This window comes from Paractinoplanes globisporus DSM 43857 (assembly GCF_000379645.1).
Lineage (GTDB): Bacteria > Actinomycetota > Actinomycetes > Mycobacteriales > Micromonosporaceae > Actinoplanes > Actinoplanes globisporus.
In genome coordinates, this window is the sequence record NZ_KB903356.1 from 244,982 (window position 1) to 261,090 (window position 16,109).

A 16,109-nucleotide genomic window follows, 5' to 3' on the forward strand; every position below is an offset into this window, starting at 1 on the left:
GGCGGGCCGCCACATCGTCGCGAGCGGTGCGGACGCGCACGCGTCGTCAGGGACCGGTCGGCGCCGGGCGGCACGCTCCCGCCGTACGGGCAAGGGCACGACACGCCGCCGAGCCGCCACCGGTCCTCGAAGAAATCGCCCCACCCACGTCCGTGCGGGGTGCCCGGCATGCGCCGGCGCGCCGGGCCTACCTCACCGCCACCCTCCTGCGCTGCGGGCTCTATCTCGGGCCGCTCAGCGTCGCCATCGCCGGCGGCGGATCGCTCGGACAGGTTGCGTGGCCGGTGCCGCTGGTCGCGCTGCTGCTCGGCTGGACCGCGGCCCAGACCCTGACCTGCGCCGGCGTGGCCGTGGCCCGGCGCGCCGGTCCCTCGGCCGCCTGCCGGCTGGTCGGGACGGGCTTCGCGGCGGTGACCGGGGTGTGGTGCGCGCTCGTCTGGATCGCGCCGTCCGCGCTGCTCGGGCCCCATCGCGGGCTCGCGCTCGTCGTCGGGCTGGGCGGGCTGGCCACGCTGGCGACCGTCACCGCGGCGCTGGTCACCCGGGCCGAGGCCGATGTCGTGCGCTGGTGCGTGCCCTGCTGGCTGCTCGCCGTGGCCGCTCTGGTCGCGCTGGCGGGATCGCCCGTGCCGTGGCTGCCGATCGGCACGCTGCTGCCGGCCGCCATCGTGGTGCCGCTGGTCCGTGCCTTCCGGCCGGCCATGCTGCCCGGCACCCGCCGGTCGTTCCGGCTCACCGGGCCGGAGCTGCGGCAGGCGACCGGATACCTGATCATCGGCGCGTCCCAGGCGATCAGCGTGGGACTCGTCTGGCGGGCCGGGCCGTCCGGGTCGACCGCCCCGTTCTGGCTCCCGCTGCTGCTGGCCGTGCCGATCCTGGAGGCGCTGATCGGGTGGAGCACCGAGGCCGGTCACGATCCGGCCGGGCGGCGCGGCGTCACCGCGGTCACGCTCGCCGGCCTGCTGCCGCCGCTGGCCATGGGGTGCGCGCTGGCCGTGGCCGCCTACCGGACCACCGCCACCGCCGACGTGCTCGCGCTGGCCGGGGGCACGCTGCTCGGCGGCGTCTTCGCCGTCACCTATCTGCTCGCCGCCCGGGGCCGCACCGGCATCGCCGCCGCCATGGCGGTCTCGCCGCCGCTGGTCACCGTCGCTCTGAAGATCCTTCCGCTACCGGCCGCCGGCCCCCTGCCGGACGCCGTCGGCGCGCTCGCCGTGACCCACCTGGCCGGCCTGCTCGCCGTCGCCCTGACCGCTGCCGACCACCGGAGACTCTCGTGAAGACCCTTTTCCCGCCGTACGCCCATCCCGCGCCCGACCTGGCCCTGGACGCCGAGACCTGGATCATCCGCGACCTGCCCGGCGAACGCCGCACGCTGCACCAGTCGCTGGGGCGCATCGACCTCGACTGGGGCAGCCGGTCGCTGGCCGACGTGCTCGCCGACGTGGACGCCTGGCGGGAGGACGGGGTGGAGGGGCTGTTCCTCGACCGGGCGCCGGCCGGGTCGGGCGGGGTGGGGCCGGTGGCGCTGACCGTGCGGCTGGCCGCCCGGCGCGGGCTGCACCGGGTGGTGCTCAACCCGGGCGTGCCGACCCACCCGCTCTACCGCGATCTGGGCGTGCGGATCTGCACGTTCGAGGGGCCGTGGTCGGCCTACCAGAGCTGGGACGGCGAGGGGGTGCGGCCGGGCGACGGGCACATCGTGCACGGGGTGCCGCCGGCGCTGCTCACCGCCGCCCGCCGCCTGATGGGCCGGCGCGGGGCGGGCTTCGGCCTCGCGACCGACGCCAGCCCCTACCTCAGCGTGTACGCAGCCGGGGGCGCGGCTGGCAGCGGGGACAACTGAACGACGAGCGGTTCATGAACTGCTCGCGGCGGATCGGGGTGCCGCAGCGGTGGCAGGGCTCGCCCTCCCGGCCGTACGCGTTGAGCGACCGGTCGAAGTAGCCGCTCTCGCCGTTCACGTTCACATAGAGCTCGTCGAAGCTCGTCCCGCCGGCCACGATCGCCTCGCCGAGAACGTCCCGGACGTGGGCGAGCAGCCGGCGGGCGGCGGGCCGGGTCAGCTGGTCGGTGGGGCGGGCGCCGTGCAGCTGGGCCCGCCACAGCGCCTCGTCGGCGTAGATGTTGCCCACCCCGCTGATCAGCGTCTGGTCGAGCAGCGCCCGCTTGACCTCGGTGTGCTTGCCGCGCAGCCGGGCCACGAACGCCTCGTCGTCGAAGAGCGGGTCCATCGGGTCGCGGGCGATGTGCGCGATCTCATCGGGCAGGTCGGCGCCGCCCTCGGAGACGGACAGGCCGCCGAACGTGCGCTGGTCGACGAAGCGCAACTCGGACCCGCCGTCGGTGAACGTGAACCGGATGCGCAGGTGCTTCTCGTCCTCGGCGGTGGCCGGCTGCATCAGCAGCTGGCCGCTCATGCCGAGGTGGCCGATGACCGCGTCGCCGGAGTCGAGCGGTAGCCACAGGTACTTGCCGCGGCGGGACACGTCGAGGATCGTGCGGCCGGTCAGCATGGCGATGAAATGCGCGTCGCCGGGCAGATGGCGGCGGATCGCGCGGGGGTGGTGCACCTCGACGGTCGCGATGGTCCGGCCGGCCACCCACTTGGCCAGGCCCTGCCGGACGGTCTCGACCTCGGGCAGCTCGGGCACGGGGTCTCCTCTTACAAGGTGTAGGGCCAGACGGCGACCAGGTAGGCGCCGTACCAGAGGCCGAACGCCGCCCACGCCACGATCGACAGCACCGCGACCCGAGGGCGGGCTCGGGCCGCCGCGACGGCGGCGGGAAGCAGCGTCAACAGTACGGGCAACAGCAGGCGCGGTTTCGAGTGGTAGAAACCGGCCTGGCCGTAGACCAGCACCATGGCCACGACCCCGTAAACCGCGAGCGGCGGCCAGGGCTTCCCGGCCAGCGCCACCCCGGCCGCGGCCAGCGCGGCGAGCAGGATCAGCGCCACGCTCATCGGCACCCAGCCGTCGCCGGTGCTCAGCGTCTGGCTCAGAAAGGTCCACGTGCTCTCGCCGAAGTCGAAGGACGTTCCCCAGCCGGCGGCCTGGATGCGGAACCAGGCGCTCGGGTCGTGGACCCGCCACCCCACCCAGGCCAGGAAGAGCGGCACGCCGGCCAGCGCGACCGCGGCGGCGCCGAGCGGCTGCCACGCCTTGCGCCGGGACTCGCGGACCGCCATGACCGCGGCCACCGCGAGGGCGAGCGCGGCGGCGGCGCCGGTCGGGCGGGTCAGCGCGGCGCCGAGGCCGAGCAGCCCGGCCACCCACCACACCTGGCGGTGGGCGGCGACGAGCATGCCGGCCACGAGGGCCAGGAAGAGCGCCTCCGAGTACGCCATGGACAGCACCACCGAGACCGGGGCGCTGCAGCAGATCGCGACCAGCGCCCAGCCGGCCCGCTTGCCGTACAGGCTGGTGCCGAGCAGGTGCAGCGCGATCGCGGCGCCGATCGAGGCGACCCAGCTGACCCCGATCGCGGCCGTCTGCGGGCTCATGCCGAGCGCGGCGACGCCACGGATGAGCATCGGGTAGAGCGGGAAGAACGCGAGCTCGTTGCCCTGCAGCTGGCCGTTGACGTCGTACGTGTAGCCATGCGGATAGCCGTTGACCGCGACCCGCAGGAACCAGCCCGCGTCCCAGACGAGCAGCTGGCCGCGCAGGGTTCGGTCGCTGTGCGCGGCGTTCCCGAGCCAGGCCAGCATGATCAGTTGCCCGAGGCGGGTCGCCGCGAAGATGCCGACGGCAGTGAGCACCCCGCGCCAGGCGCCGGCCAGCTCCCACAGCGCCGGGCGCGGCTCGGCCCGCTCGGCGCCGGGTCTCTCGTCCACGGCGACGCTCACTCGTTCTCGCCGTCGGGATCCTCGATGGCGTCGACGCCGCGGTCGTTCAGCGTTCGCCAGGCGGCCGCGGCGGCCCGCTGCTCGGCCTGCTTCTTGCTGCGCCCCTCGGAGCCGCCGTACCGCTCGCCGGCCACCACCACCCAGGCCGTGAAGGTCTTGGCGTGGTCGGGGCCGGAGTCCTCGATCACGTAGTCGGGGACGCCCAGCCCGAGCGCCGCGGTCAGCTCCTGCAGGCTGGTCTTCCAGTCGAGCGCCGCGCCGCGCCCGGCCGACTCGGCCATCAGCGGGTCGAACAGCCGGTGGATGACCTCGCCGGCCACGTCCAGGCCGTGCTCCAGGTAGATCGCGCCGAGCAGCGCCTCGAGGGTGTCGGCCAGGATGCTCGCCTTGTCCCGGCCGCCGGTGGTCTCCTCGCCCTTGCCGAGCAGCAGGTGCTGGCCGAGGCCGTGCGGGCCGAGGCCGCGGGCCACGTCGGCCAGCGCGTGCATGTTGACCACGCTGGCCCGCAGCTTGGCGAGCTGACCCTCGGGCAGGTCGGGGTGGTTGTGGTACAGCGCCGAGGTGATCACGACGCCGAGCACCGAGTCGCCGAGGAACTCCAGGCGCTCGTTGGTGGGCAGGCCGCCGTTCTCGTACGCGTACGACCGGTGAGTGAGGGCGCGCTCGAGCAGGGACGGCTCGAGCGGGACGCCGAACGCCTCCTCGAGGGGGAGAGTCGGCGGCCGGCGGCGCTTGTCACTCATGGGGACACCTCGTTGTGCGGGCTCTGCTGATCTTCAAGGACGTGTTCGGCCATCGCCGCTACGGCGGCGCGGCGGTGCATCCGGGCGGCGAACGCGATGCCGGCGGCCAGATCGGCGCCGGACGCGGCACCGTGGCAGACGACAACGGTGCCGGCGACGCCGAGCAGGAGGGCGGCGCGCGGTGGCACGTCCGTGCCCCCGCCGGGCGGGCCGAGCTTGGCGTACGCGGTCTCGAGCCCCTTGAGCAGGACGTTTCCGGTGAAGCCGTCGGTCACGACGACATCGGCCGCGTCACCGAGCACGACATCGTGCCCCTCGATCAGACCGGCGTATCGGGCGCCGGCCGGCAGGTCGAGAGAGGCGAACAGGTCGGGCGCGGCCCGGCGCAGCCGGTCGCCCTTGCCCCGTTCGGTGCCGATGGTGAGCAGGCCGACCCGAGGCTCGGCGAGCTCGTGCACGATCGCGGCGTACGCGGCGCCGAGCCGGGCGTGCATGGCGAGGGTCGGCGCGTCGGGGTCGACGGCGGAGCCGACGTCGAGCAGGACCAGCCGGCCCGCGGCGCTGGGCAGCACGGCGGCGAGCGGTGGGCGGCGAACCCCGGGCCAGCGGCCCAGCGCGCGGGCGGCCGAGACGACGATGGCCGCCGTGTTCCCGGCCGAGAGGACGGCGTCGGCGAGGCCGTCGGCCACCGCGCGCAGGGCGGCCCGGGCGACGTCGTCGGGGTGCAGCTCGACGGCCGGCATCGGCAGCGTGTCCACCCGGTCGCGCTCGGCCGGTTCGACGGCAGCAAGAACCGCGCCGGCCGCTTCATGCGTGCCGACGAGAAGCAGGTGGAGGGACGGATCGTCCTGGAAGGCGCGCAGAGCGCCGTCAACCACGACGGCGGGAGCGTTGTCCCCGCCGAGGAGGTCGACGGCGATCCGCGCGGTCACCGGCTCCGCTGAGGAAGCCGGCGTACCGGTGGAGCGCCGTAGCCCAGGTGCGACCCGCCCGACAATTGGGCGCGTCACTCCGCGAGGCTCAGACCTCGAGGACCTGACGGCCGTTGTAAGTGCCGCAGACCGAGCAGGCCGTGTGGGGCAGCTTCGGCGACTTGCACTGCGGGCACGCCTGGGTCGCGACCGCGGTCGCCTTCCAGTTCGCCCGGCGGGACCGGGTGTTGCTGCGCGACATCTTGCGCTTGGGGACGGCCACGGTTACTCCTCAGTTTCTGTCAGGTTGCGCAAAGCGGCCCAGCGGGGATCGACTTCCTCGTGGCTGTGATCGGCCGGGAGGTCGTCGAAATGCACCCCGCACTCGGGGCACAAGCCTGGGCAGTCGGGCCGGCAGAGCGGGGTCGTCGGCAGTGCGAGCACCACCGCGTCCCGGACCGCCGGCTCCAGGTCGATCAGGTCGCCCTGCATCCGGCCGACCTCGTCCTCGTCGGTCGTCTCCTCGGTGGTGCTGTCCGCGTAGGCGAACAACTCCGCGATCGGGACGTCGAAGGACTCGCTGATCTCGTTGAGGCAGCGGCCGCACTCGCCGGTGAGCGAGCCACGGACCCGGCCCGAGACGTAGACGCCCTCGGAGACGGAGGTGAGCACGAGGTCGAGCTCGACATCCGAACCCTCGGGAACCTTGATCAGTTCCAGGCCGAGATCTTCCGGTGCCGGGATCACCCGTTTCAGGGCACGCGTCGCACCAGGCTGCCGGGGAAGCTTGGTCGTATCGACGACCATGGGCAGCCTGGGATCCAGGTGACTCTGCGCGGAAGACTTGGGCATCATGAACTCTCAGCCGTGGGTAGGCCGACGAAGAAGACTACCTGAGCAGCAGCCGTAGCGTCGAATCGGGGCGGCGCTCAGAACGGCAGGGGTCGTTCGGTGTCCTCGCCCTGGAAGGTGCCGATCTCGCGGAGGGCGTGCATCTTGTCCCGGCCACGCTCTATCGAGGCCAGCGCCCGGGTGAGGAACTGCTCGAAGTTGGCCAGCGCGGTGTCGACGTAGTCGTCGACCTCCTCGCGCAGCCGCTGGGCCTCGGTGCGGGCCTCGGCGATGATCCGGGCGCCCTCGTGCTCGGCGGAGACGGTGATCTCGTTGACGGAGACCAGCCGGGCGTGCTCGGCCTCACCTTCACTGATGATCCGGTCGGCCTCGCGGCGGCCGGCTTCGATGATCCGGTCGCGCTCGTCGAGCACCGCCGCCGCCTTGCGGATCTCCGACGGCAGTTCCGAGCGCAGCGCGTCGAGCATCTCGATCATGTCGCCGCGGTCGTACATGAAGTTCGTGCGCGACATCGGGACGGAGCGCGCGTCCTGGACGCGTTCGATGATCTCGTCGATGCTGTCGAGCGGATCCACCGGTGATTCACTCCTGTCATCCATCCAACCGCCCCGCCCGCCGCCCATGAACGGACTGAAGGCAGCCCACCTACGCAGCGTGGTGCGATCACGTTACTGCGTCCACGCCTGTCCGGTTTTCGGCGCGCCGAAGGTCAGTTCTGCTTGAGCCGGGTGACCAAACGTTCGCCGACGAAGTCGGGAACGTACGCCGATGCGTCGCCACCCCACTTGACCACGTCTTTGACAAGGCTGGACGACAGGAACGAATAGAGCGGATTCGTGGGCATGAACAACGTCTCCACGCCGGACAACCCAATGTTCATCTGCGCCATCTGCAACTCGTAGTCGAAATCGCTGACCGCGCGTAGTCCTTTGATCACGACCGCCGCGCCCTGCGACCGGCAGAAGTCGACCAGCAGCCCGTGGAACGAGGCGACCCGCACGTTGCCGTACTCGGCGGTCGCCTCGCGGAGCATCTCGAGACGCTCCTCGATGGTGAACAGGCCGGTCTTCGACTGGTTGATCAGCACACCGATGATCACCTCGTCGAACAACCGGCTGGCCCGCCCGACGATGTCGAGGTGGCCGTTGGTGACCGGGTCGAAGGAGCCGGGACACACCGCTCGTCTCATGATCGGCGACCGTACCAAAGAGTAGTCTCCCCATAACGTCGGCTGCGGTCGGCGGTGATGCCGTCCACCCAGGTCAGCGGATCACCCCGGCTGGAGCGCTCGATCGCCACCACGGCGTCGGGCGCGAGCCAATCACCGGCCACCAGCGCCTCTTGCAGCTGGAGGATCTCGTCGTCGCCGACCGCGTACGGCGGATCGGCGAACACCACGTCGTACGGACCGCCGTCCGGCTCACCGGCGAGCACTTGGGACACCTTGCCGGTGATCAGCCGGGCCGCCGAGCCGACGCGCAGCGCCACGATGTTGTCCCGGATCGTCCGGGCCGCGCGAGCGTCCGATTCGACCAGAAGCGCATGGTTCGCGCCGCGGGACAGCGCCTCCAGACCAACCGCCCCAGATCCGGCATACAGGTCGGCGAACCGCGCTCCAGACAGGTCGGTCATCGTGTCGATCGCGCTGAAGAGAGCCTCACGAACACGGTCCGAAGTGGGCCTGGTGAGGACGCCGGCCGGAGCGGACAGCCGCCGGCCACCGTGGGCGCCCGCAATGATCCTGGTCATACGGCCTCGCCGGGGTCATTCGACAACACGAGTCGAAGCTACTTCAACACGTACCGAGTGCTATCAGAGAGTGAACAATTCCCCTTTCTTCCACCACTCTCGGCAGCCGCCGCGTGCCGCTCGGTTGATCGAAGATCACGGAACCGCAACAACAGTTTTAAGGATCCCTGAGGCATTTCCCAGATTCATCTAAGTCGCTAGGGTCATCCCCCGTTGGACGTAGTTACGGCTGCGTCTCGACGACGTGGGAGCGTCGTCGACGGTCCCGCCCAGCACAAGGCGTCGGCCTCGCCGCTTCCTCGCCGCACCCCTGTACCCGACCCAGGAGTAGGCGTGAACCTGTTCAAGACCCGGCTTCGGCGTACGACGTCCGTGGTCGCCGGTCTGCTGCTCGGCATGGCCGGAGTCGCCGCCCTCGCGGCGCCCGCCAGCGCGCACAGCCCGGACATCCAGGCCAACAAGCCCTGCCTCGAAGCCGACGGTCACTGGACCGTGCTGTGGAAGATCGGCAACGACTACCCGGCCGACGCCACGGTGGGCGAGATCTCGGCGACCGCCAAGACCGAGGGCAGCGACGCCACCACCCCGGTGCAGGTCCACGGCCCGGCCATCGAGCCCGACGCCGTGGCCAAGGCGAACACCGCCGGCAACTGGAAGGACTCGCTCGCCGCCACGACCGGTATCACCGACGCGAAGGTCACGTCGGTGACGCTCAAGGTCATCCTGGTCTGGCCGGACGGCTACACCAACGACGGCCAGGGCGATCACCGTGCTCCGGCGACCCTGACGGTCGACACGCCGACGGAGAAGTGCACCCCGGCCGGCGGCACGCCCTCCTCCTCGTCCGCGTCGGCCACGCCGACTCCGACGAACACCAAGCCCGGCCTCCCGATCCCGACCCCGCCGACCGGTGAGCCGAACGTCTTCACGCCGCTCCTCGAAGAGGACTGCACCACGATCACCATCGGCGCGGACAACCCGGCCGACGGCATCACCTGGAAGTTCGTCTTCAAGACGTCCAAGGGCGAGGAGCGCTCCTTCACGCTCAAGCCGGGTGAGAAGAAGTCGGAGAAGTTCAGCGCGACCGAGGGCTTCTCGGTGAAGGTCACGATCTCGGTGACCGTCCAGGGCCAGACCTTCTCGGACTTCACCACGATCGACTACCAGAAGCCGGACAACTGCACCGGCGGCGAGGGTGGCGGGCTTCCCGTGACCGGCGCCGCGGCCGGTGGCATCGCCGGCACGGCGGCCGCGGTTCTCGCCCTCGGCGCGGTCCTGTTCGTCCTCGCCCGCCGTCGCAAGGTGAAGTTCACCGCCTGACGCCGCGGCATTTGCAGGCACAGCAACACCCCGGGGCGTACCGACCACGTCGGTGCGCCCCCGCACCTCCTGTCCCCCCTTCAGATGGATGGAGTTCCCCTCTTGCGGAAATCGCTCCTCTACCGCTCCGCGACCGTCCTCGCGGGCGCCGTGATCGGTCTGGTCGGAGTCGCGGCAGTCGCCGGCCCCGCCAGCGCGCACACCGCCGACGTCACCGGCAAGACCAAGTGTGTGAACGGCAAGAACCAGGTCACCTGGACGCTCACCAACGACTACAAGGACACCACCGGCGCCACGGTCCAGAACCTGCAGCTGCCGCCGGGCGAGGCCCCGGTCAAGGTGGGCGACTCGAACGCGACGCTCCAGAACGGCACCGTGCTGCTGCCGGCGACCCGCCGGCACGTGTCCACGGTTCAGTTCACCCAGATCGTCGACCAGGCCGCGACCGCCACGATCTCGTTCGACGCGGTCTGGAGCGACTGGACCGACCACAACAACAAGGCGACGGTGACCCTCGAGCAGGATTGTGCGCCGCCCGCGCCGACCTGCGTCGACGCCAAGGGCGCCACGTTCAACCACACCTTCGCGGTGGACCACGTCGGCGGCACGACGATCATCAACCTGAACGACAACGTGACCCTCTGCGAGGGCGTCAAGGTTCCGGTCACGTCGGTCGCCTACTACGCGCCGAAGCCGGAGTTCAGCGTTCCGCAGTACGTGTTCGACACGGACAGCGGCTACGTCTCGAACGACCAGCGCTCGCTGAAGCTGTGGGTCCGGACCCCGCCGTGCTACACCCAGGTCGACTCGTTCTTCGGCACGCTCGACGACGTCATCCCGACGATCACCGACAACGGCCCGCGCTACGGCGACACCAAGCTCGGCTCGAAGGGCGCGCCCGGCAACAAGTCGAAGGGCCCGCAGGCCTGGTACAACGGCGGCGACAAGTCCTGCACCACGCCGGCCAGCACCGCGGTCTCGTCCTGCGACGGCACCCAGGCGATCAACCTGTCGAACGACGGCAAGTACGAGGAGACCTTCACCGTCAAGTACGGCGACCAGGTCAAGACCGTCACCGTCGGCGCCGGCAAGGGTGAGACCGTGACCGTTCCGGCCGGTGCCGGCACCGTGACCGTCAGCGCCCCGAACATGGAGACCCAGACCTACAACTGGGCCGCCCCGGCGGACTGCGCGCTCCCGACGGTCGACGTCGTGAACACCTGCACCGACGTCACGGTGACGGTGACCAACCCCGAGGGCGTCATCCCGGCCGAGGCCACGGTGGCGTACGGCGACGAGACCAAGAAGCTGACCGTCGCGGCCGGCACCGCGGAGAAGGCGGTCTTCGCCGCCGGTTCCGCGACCGAGGTGACGATCAACATCGTGGGTCTCAAGGAGATCAAGGCCGCGCTGAAGCAGCTCGTCTGCACCACGCCCAGCACCAGCACCACCACCCCGGTGGCCGGCGGTGGCGGCGGTGGCAGCCCGAGCCTGCCGATCACCGGTGCCGCGGCCGGCGGCCTGGCGGCCGGTGCGGCGGCCCTGCTGATCGCGGGTGCCGTGCTCTTCTTCGTCGCCCGGCGGCGCAAGCTGAAGTTCACCGCCTGATAGGCACGTAACGAAAGGGCGCGTCGGCCATCGGCCGGCGCGCCCTTTGTCTTTCCGAGCTAGATGTTCGGCGGGGAGAAGGAGCCGTCCTCGTTCGGTTGGTAGTCGTGGACGGCGACGACCGCGGCGGTCGGCAGGGCGGCGTACAGATGCGGGAAGAGCGCGCCCTCGGGATGCGGCGGGTCGCCCTCTTCCCAGGTGACCTCGACCGGCAGGCGGTCTTCGGCGATCTCCAGCAGGAGAAGGTCGGTGCGGCCGCGGAACCGCAGCGTCGCCGGCATGTGCACCCACTGCTCGGTCGAGCAGTGGATGAATCCGTCGGTGGCGAGGGTGTCGCCCTCGTAGACGCCCGCGGCGCGCGCGGCCTCCCACGTGTCGCGTGGGCAGATGTGCAGGATCATCCCTTCTCCAGGTACTCGGCGCGTTCCTCGTCGACCAGCGCGGCCACCGAGGCGGCCAGGGCGGGGTGACGGGACAGGTCGGGGTCGCCGGCGATCAGCTCGGACGCCTCGGTGCGCGCGTCGGTGATCAGCTTGGCGTCGTGCAGCAGGGAGAGCAGCCGCAGGTGTGAATGGCGGCCCGACTGGGACGCACCCAGCACGTCGCCCTCGCGGCGCTGCTCGAGGTCGATCTCGGAGAGCCGGAAGCCGTCGGTCGTGGAGGCGACCGCGTCGAGCCGCTCGCGGGCCGCGGTGCCCTCCACCGACTCGGTGACCAGCAGGCAGATGCCGGCGGCCGAGCCCCGGCCCACCCGGCCGCGCAGCTGGTGGAGCTGCGAGACGCCGAACCGGTCGGCATCCATGATGATCATTACGGTGCTGTTGGGCACGTCGACGCCGACCTCGATCACCGTGGTGGCGACCAGCACGTCGAGGTCGCCGGCGGCGAAGGCGCGCATCACCGCGTCCTTCTCGTCGGTGGGAAGCTTGCCGTGCAGGACCCCGATGCGCAGCCCGTGCAGCGGACCCTCGGCCAGCAGCGGCGCGACCTCGGTCACGGCCAGGGGTGGGCGCCGGGCGGGCTCGCTGTCTCCCGGTGGCTCCTCGTCCTCATCGGCGCCGCCGGTGCCGATGCGGGGACATACCACGTACGCCTGGTGGCCGGCCGCCACCTCCTCCCGCAGGCGTTTCCAGGCCCGGTCGAGGAAGGCGGGTCTCTCCGGCGGCACGACGTGGGACGCGATCGGCGACCGGCCGCGCGGCAGCTCGGACAGCGTGGACGTCTCGAGGTCGCCGTAGACGGTCATCGCGACCGTGCGCGGGATCGGCGTCGCCGTCATCACCAGCACGTGCGGCGGGCGGGCCGCCTTGGCGCGCAACGCGTCGCGCTGCTCGACGCCGAACCGGTGCTGCTCGTCGACGACGACGAGGCCGAGGTCCTTGAAGTCGACTCCCTCGTAGAGCAGGGCGTGGGTGCCCACCACGATGCCGGCGGTGCCGTCGGCGACCTTGGCCAGCGCGGCCCGCCGGGCGGCCGCCCCGAGCGAGCCGGTGACCAGCGTGAGCTGGGTGCCGCCCGGGTCGCCGTCGATCTCGCCGGCCCGGCCGAGCGCGCCCAACTGCTCCCTGATGCCGCGGAAGTGCTGGGTGGCGAGCACCTCGGTCGGCGCGAGCAGGGCCGCCTGGCCGCCGGCGTCGACCACCTGAAGCATCGCGCGCACCGAGACCAGGGTCTTGCCGGAGCCCACCTCGCCCTGCAGCAGCCGGTGCATCGGGTGCGGGCGGGCCAGGTCGGCCGCGATCTCCTCACCGACGTGACGCTGGCCCTCGGTCAGCTCGTACGGCAGGCTCGCGTCGAATTTCTCGAGAATGCCCCCGTCGGTACGGGGCCGGGCCGTGCCCGGGGTGGCCGCCGCGCGCGCCCGGCGCTGCACCAGCGTGAGCTGGACGGCGAACGCCTCGTCCCACTTCAGCCGGTATTTCGCGGAGAACAGCGCCTCTTTCGAGCTGGGACGGTGGATCTCGCGCAGGGCGGTGCCGATGCCGGCCAGGTTGCGGTTGGCCCGCACGGCCGCCGGCAGCGGGTCGGGCGGCGGCTCGAACGTGTCGAGCACCGTGCGGACGCACTTGGCGATCACCCACGTCGGCACGGCCTGGGCGGCGGGATAGACCGGGATGAGCGCGCCCGCGAACTCCTCGATCTCCTCGGCCGCCTCGTCCTGTGTGGCGTCGGCGCTCAGCAGTTGATAGGCGGGGCCGTTGAGCTGGCGCTTGCCGCGGAAGTCGGTGACCTTGCCGGCGAACAGGCCCCACCGCCCACGTCTCAGGTCGCGCTCGCGCCAGGCCTGGTTGAAGAAGGTGCAGGTGAGGGTGGCGCCGGAGCCGTCGCCGATCGTGATCTCGAGCATGTTGCCCTTGCGGGCGCGCATCGGTTTCACGCTGACCGACTGCACCTGCGCCAGCAGCGTGACCTGCTCGCCGATCTGCAGGTCACGCAGGTCGGTGTGCTCGCCGCGCTCGTCGTAGCGCCGGGGGAAGTGATAGATCAGGTCGCCGGCGGTGTGCAGCTCGAGGTGGGTGGCGAGCGCCTTGGCCGTGCGCTCGCCGAGCACCGCGCGCAGCGGTGTGGTGGTGGTCGTCGGGTCGCTCATTCCACTCCAACCAGCAGGTGGTACCGGGGCTGACCGCCCGCGTAGCACTCCAGCTCGACAAAGGGCCAGACGTGCGTGACGTGGCCGCGCAGCGTCTCCTCCAGCGCGGCCGGGGCGTCGGCGCCGAGCACCAGGGTGGCCAGTTCGCCGCCGCCGCCGAGCATGCGGTCGAGCAGGCGGCGGCTCACGTCGTCCAGATCGGCGCCGATCACGTGCACCTCGCCGTCGACCAGGCCGAGCAGATCGCCGGCCCGGCAGGGACCGGCCACCGTGAGCGAGTCGCGCTGGGCGGTGCAGACCTCGCCGTACCGGCAGGCGCCGGCGGCCTCGGCCATCGCGATCACGTCGTCGGCGAAGGGGCGGGCCGGGTCGCGCACGGCGAGGGCGGCGAGCGCCTGCACCGGGGACCGGGTCGGCACGACGCTGACCCGCACGCCCGCCGCCTCGGCCTCACGGGCGGCGCCGGTGGCCACGGCGTGCGTACTCGCGTCGTTGGGCAGCAGGACGACGCTGCCGACGCCGGTGGAGGCGATCGCGTCGAGCATCTCGCGGATCGACGGGTTGCGCCCGACGACCGTGGCGCCCTCGGCCTCGAAGAGCGCGGTGAGCCCGTCACCGGCCGCCACGACCACCGCACCCCGGCCCTGCGGTGCGGGCGGCGCGGCCTCGACGGCGCGCGCCGGGCCGGACTCGAGCGGCGTGACGCTGATGCGGTGTGGCCGGCCGGCGGCGACGCCCGCCTCGACGGCCGGGCCGATCCGCGTCGCGCTCACGTGGACGTGCACATTCCACGTGCCGTCGCCGGAGCCGACCACCACCAGCGAGTCGCCGAGATCGTCGAGTGTCTCGCGCAGCCGGTCGACGGCGTCATCGGCGGCGTCGAGAAGGTATTGCACCTCATATCCGAAATGATTGGACATCTCGCCCTCGATGACAACCACGGGCGGCGCGAGCACGGCCGATGCGGACAGGGTGAGGGCGTCGACCAGGGCATCGAGCAGCAGCACCAGGCCGCGCCCGCCGGCGTCGACCACCCCGGCCCGGGCCAGCACCGGCAGCTGCTGCGGGGTGCGGGCCAGCGCCTCGGCCGCCGCCCGCGCCGCGGCCCGGGCCACCACGACCAGATCGTCGGACTTGATGCGGCCGGCGCCGTCGGCGGCGGCCGCGACGACCGACAGCACGGTGCCCTCGACCGGGCGGGCCACCGCCGCATAGGCCGCCTCGGAGGCCGAGCGCAGCGCGCCGGCCAGCTCGACCCCGCGCACCGCGACCGTGGTGGCGAGACTGTCGGCCATGCCGCGCAGGATCTGCGAGACGATCACGCCGGAATTGCCCCGGGCGCCGAGCAGGGCGCCGCGGGCCATGCGCCGCAGCGCGTTGCCGGCCGGCGGGGCCTCGGCATCGGCCTCGCCGGTGTCGGCGGAGAGGGGCCCGTCCAGAGCCTCCTGCGCCGACGTGAGGGTCAGAACGAGGTTGGTGCCGGTGTCGCCGTCGGGGACGGGATAGACGTTCAGCTCGTCTATCTCGTCCTGGTGGGCGCGGAGCGCGGCGAGCCCACCACCGCACCAGCGGTGCACCGCGGCGGCATCGAGGGTCTCCAGCACGCGAAAATCGTACTAACGCCCCCTGACAATCTCCGGTGACCGCACCTCAGCGGGGTCGATTGGCTGTCCGGCGGGGCCATCGGGTAACCTTGCCGGGTTGCCCTGGCGCTGACTGCTGGGCACGTTCAACGTTTTCGCTTCACACCCAGGAGTTACCCGTGGCTAGCGTGTGCGACGTCTGTGGCAAGGGACCGGGCTTCGGCCACAACGTGTCCCACTCGCACCGGCGGACCAACCGCCGCTGGAACCCGAACATCCAGTCGGTGCGCACCCCGGCCGGTGGCGGCACGACCAAGAAGCTCAAGGTCTGCACCTCGTGCATCAAGGCCGGCAAGGTCGTCCGCGCCTGACCTGAGCTGACCAGCTCACTCCGAGCCGCCGGGCCGATGGCCCGGCGGCTACGTGTGTCAGCGGCTGTGTGTGTCACAGGTCTTTCGCGAAGGACCGTACGTCCGCCTCGTCCTTGTAGTACCCGAAGTCCTCGATCCGGGCGTACCCGGCCGACTCGTAGAGGGCGATCGCCTCCGGCTGCTTGTCCCCGGTCTCCAGGATCAACCGGCGACAGCCCGCCGCCCGCGCCGACTCCTCGATGGTCGCGAGCATCCGCCGGCCCAGCCCGCGCCCGCGGATCGACCTCGCGGTGAACATCCTCTTCAGCTCGGCGTCGTCGCCGTGCCGCCGCCAGCCGGCGCAGCCGACCAGCCGCTCGCCGTCGTCGGCCACGAAGAACGCCCCGTCCGGCGGGGTGAAGTCGTCGTCGCCGATGGGGGTGTCGTCGCCGCTCCCGCCGTACCGCTCGGACAATTCGCCGAGAACGTCCATCAGCAGCGCGCGCACCGCCGGGTCACCGAAATCCGCCATTCTGATCTTGATCTCGTACAC

General features: G+C 71.8%; 18 protein-coding genes. 5 read left to right on the forward strand and 13 right to left on the reverse strand.

Features of this window, described 5'->3' with window-relative positions; all coding sequences use genetic code 11:
- Positions 1 to 26: 26 nt before the first annotated feature.
- Positions 27 to 1,280, forward strand: a complete 1,254-nt coding sequence (locus A3CQ_RS0147350) for a hypothetical protein (RefSeq protein WP_157297174.1) — start codon at positions 27 to 29, stop codon at positions 1,278 to 1,280.
- Positions 1,277 to 1,846, forward strand: coding sequence for a spherulation-specific family 4 protein (locus A3CQ_RS0147355; RefSeq protein WP_020518004.1), 570 nt, complete (start codon positions 1,277 to 1,279; stop codon positions 1,844 to 1,846). Before A3CQ_RS0147350 ends, A3CQ_RS0147355 begins: the two co-directional genes overlap by 4 nt.
- On the opposite strand, the gene mutM is transcribed toward A3CQ_RS0147355, so the two are convergent.
- The 9 genes from mutM to rsmD form a co-directional block, all read right to left on the reverse strand.
- Entirely contained in the window at positions 1,800 to 2,654 is an 855-nt protein-coding gene (gene mutM, locus A3CQ_RS0147360; RefSeq protein WP_020518005.1) for a bifunctional DNA-formamidopyrimidine glycosylase/DNA-(apurinic or apyrimidinic site) lyase, read from the reverse strand. The two genes, A3CQ_RS0147355 and mutM, sit on opposite strands and share 47 nt — an antisense overlap.
- 11 nt (positions 2,655 to 2,665) lie before the next feature.
- Complete coding sequence (locus tag A3CQ_RS0147365) at positions 2,666 to 3,838, reverse strand: mannosyltransferase family protein (protein ID WP_245577669.1); 1,173 nt, start codon at positions 3,836 to 3,838, stop codon at positions 2,666 to 2,668.
- 8 nt (positions 3,839 to 3,846) lie between these two features.
- Positions 3,847 to 4,593, reverse strand: coding sequence for a ribonuclease III (gene rnc / locus A3CQ_RS0147370; protein ID WP_020518007.1), 747 nt, complete (start codon positions 4,591 to 4,593; stop codon positions 3,847 to 3,849).
- A complete protein-coding gene (locus A3CQ_RS56525) occupies positions 4,590 to 5,591 on the reverse strand; it encodes a phosphate acyltransferase PlsX (protein WP_370657646.1) in 1,002 nt (333 codons plus the stop codon). Before A3CQ_RS56525 ends, rnc begins: the two co-directional genes overlap by 4 nt.
- Positions 5,592 to 5,613: 22 nt before the next feature.
- The gene (gene rpmF / locus A3CQ_RS0147380) at positions 5,614 to 5,787 is read right to left on the reverse strand and encodes a 50S ribosomal protein L32 (RefSeq protein WP_020518010.1); all 174 of its coding nucleotides are present in this window, start codon (positions 5,785 to 5,787) and stop codon (positions 5,614 to 5,616) included.
- Between the two features lie 2 nt (positions 5,788 to 5,789).
- Positions 5,790 to 6,356 carry a YceD family protein gene (locus tag A3CQ_RS0147385; RefSeq protein WP_026207000.1) on the reverse strand — a complete coding sequence of 189 codons (567 nt, stop codon included), beginning with the start codon at positions 6,354 to 6,356 and terminating at the stop codon, positions 5,790 to 5,792.
- A gap of 77 nt (positions 6,357 to 6,433) precedes the next feature.
- Positions 6,434 to 6,931, reverse strand: coding sequence for an SPFH domain-containing protein (locus tag A3CQ_RS0147390; RefSeq protein ID WP_020518012.1), 498 nt, complete (start codon positions 6,929 to 6,931; stop codon positions 6,434 to 6,436).
- A gap of 134 nt (positions 6,932 to 7,065) precedes the next feature.
- Positions 7,066 to 7,545: a pantetheine-phosphate adenylyltransferase gene (coaD, locus tag A3CQ_RS0147395; RefSeq protein WP_040434207.1), complete on the reverse strand. Its 480-nt coding sequence runs from the start codon at positions 7,543 to 7,545 to the stop codon at positions 7,066 to 7,068.
- Positions 7,542 to 8,105 (reverse strand): 16S rRNA (guanine(966)-N(2))-methyltransferase RsmD, encoded by a 564-nt coding sequence (gene rsmD / locus A3CQ_RS0147400; RefSeq protein WP_026207001.1) that lies wholly within the window; start codon positions 8,103 to 8,105, stop codon positions 7,542 to 7,544. The genes coaD and rsmD overlap by 4 nt, the downstream gene beginning before the upstream one ends.
- Before the next feature lie 333 nt (positions 8,106 to 8,438).
- On the opposite strand from rsmD, the gene A3CQ_RS0147405 reads away from it, so the two are divergent.
- The gene (locus A3CQ_RS0147405) at positions 8,439 to 9,425 is read left to right on the forward strand and encodes a hypothetical protein (RefSeq protein ID WP_020518015.1); all 987 of its coding nucleotides are present in this window, start codon (positions 8,439 to 8,441) and stop codon (positions 9,423 to 9,425) included.
- A 102-nt stretch (positions 9,426 to 9,527) separates the two neighbouring features.
- Complete coding sequence (locus A3CQ_RS0147410; protein ID WP_020518016.1) at positions 9,528 to 11,033, forward strand: hypothetical protein; 1,506 nt, start codon at positions 9,528 to 9,530, stop codon at positions 11,031 to 11,033.
- A gap of 59 nt (positions 11,034 to 11,092) precedes the next feature.
- Here A3CQ_RS0147410 and A3CQ_RS0147415 read toward each other — a convergent pair whose 3' ends face one another.
- The 3 genes from A3CQ_RS0147415 to fakA are packed head-to-tail and all read right to left on the reverse strand — an operon-like array spanning position 11,093 to position 15,227.
- Positions 11,093 to 11,434, reverse strand: coding sequence for a DUF952 domain-containing protein (locus A3CQ_RS0147415; protein WP_020518017.1), 342 nt, complete (start codon positions 11,432 to 11,434; stop codon positions 11,093 to 11,095).
- A complete protein-coding gene (gene recG / locus A3CQ_RS0147420; RefSeq protein ID WP_020518018.1) occupies positions 11,431 to 13,623 on the reverse strand; it encodes an ATP-dependent DNA helicase RecG in 2,193 nt (730 codons plus the stop codon). Before recG ends, A3CQ_RS0147415 begins: the two co-directional genes overlap by 4 nt.
- Positions 13,620 to 15,227: a DAK2 domain-containing protein gene (fakA, locus tag A3CQ_RS0147425; protein ID WP_020518019.1), complete on the reverse strand. Its 1,608-nt coding sequence runs from the start codon at positions 15,225 to 15,227 to the stop codon at positions 13,620 to 13,622. The genes recG and fakA overlap by 4 nt, the downstream gene beginning before the upstream one ends.
- A 158-nt stretch (positions 15,228 to 15,385) precedes the next feature.
- Here fakA and rpmB point away from each other — a divergent pair, with 158 nt between their 5' ends.
- Positions 15,386 to 15,577, forward strand: coding sequence for a 50S ribosomal protein L28 (rpmB, locus tag A3CQ_RS0147430; protein WP_026207002.1), 192 nt, complete (start codon positions 15,386 to 15,388; stop codon positions 15,575 to 15,577).
- Between the two features lie 73 nt (positions 15,578 to 15,650).
- On the opposite strand, the gene A3CQ_RS0147435 is transcribed toward rpmB, so the two are convergent.
- Positions 15,651 to 16,109 (reverse strand): GNAT family N-acetyltransferase, encoded by a 459-nt coding sequence (locus tag A3CQ_RS0147435; protein ID WP_020518021.1) that lies wholly within the window; start codon positions 16,107 to 16,109, stop codon positions 15,651 to 15,653.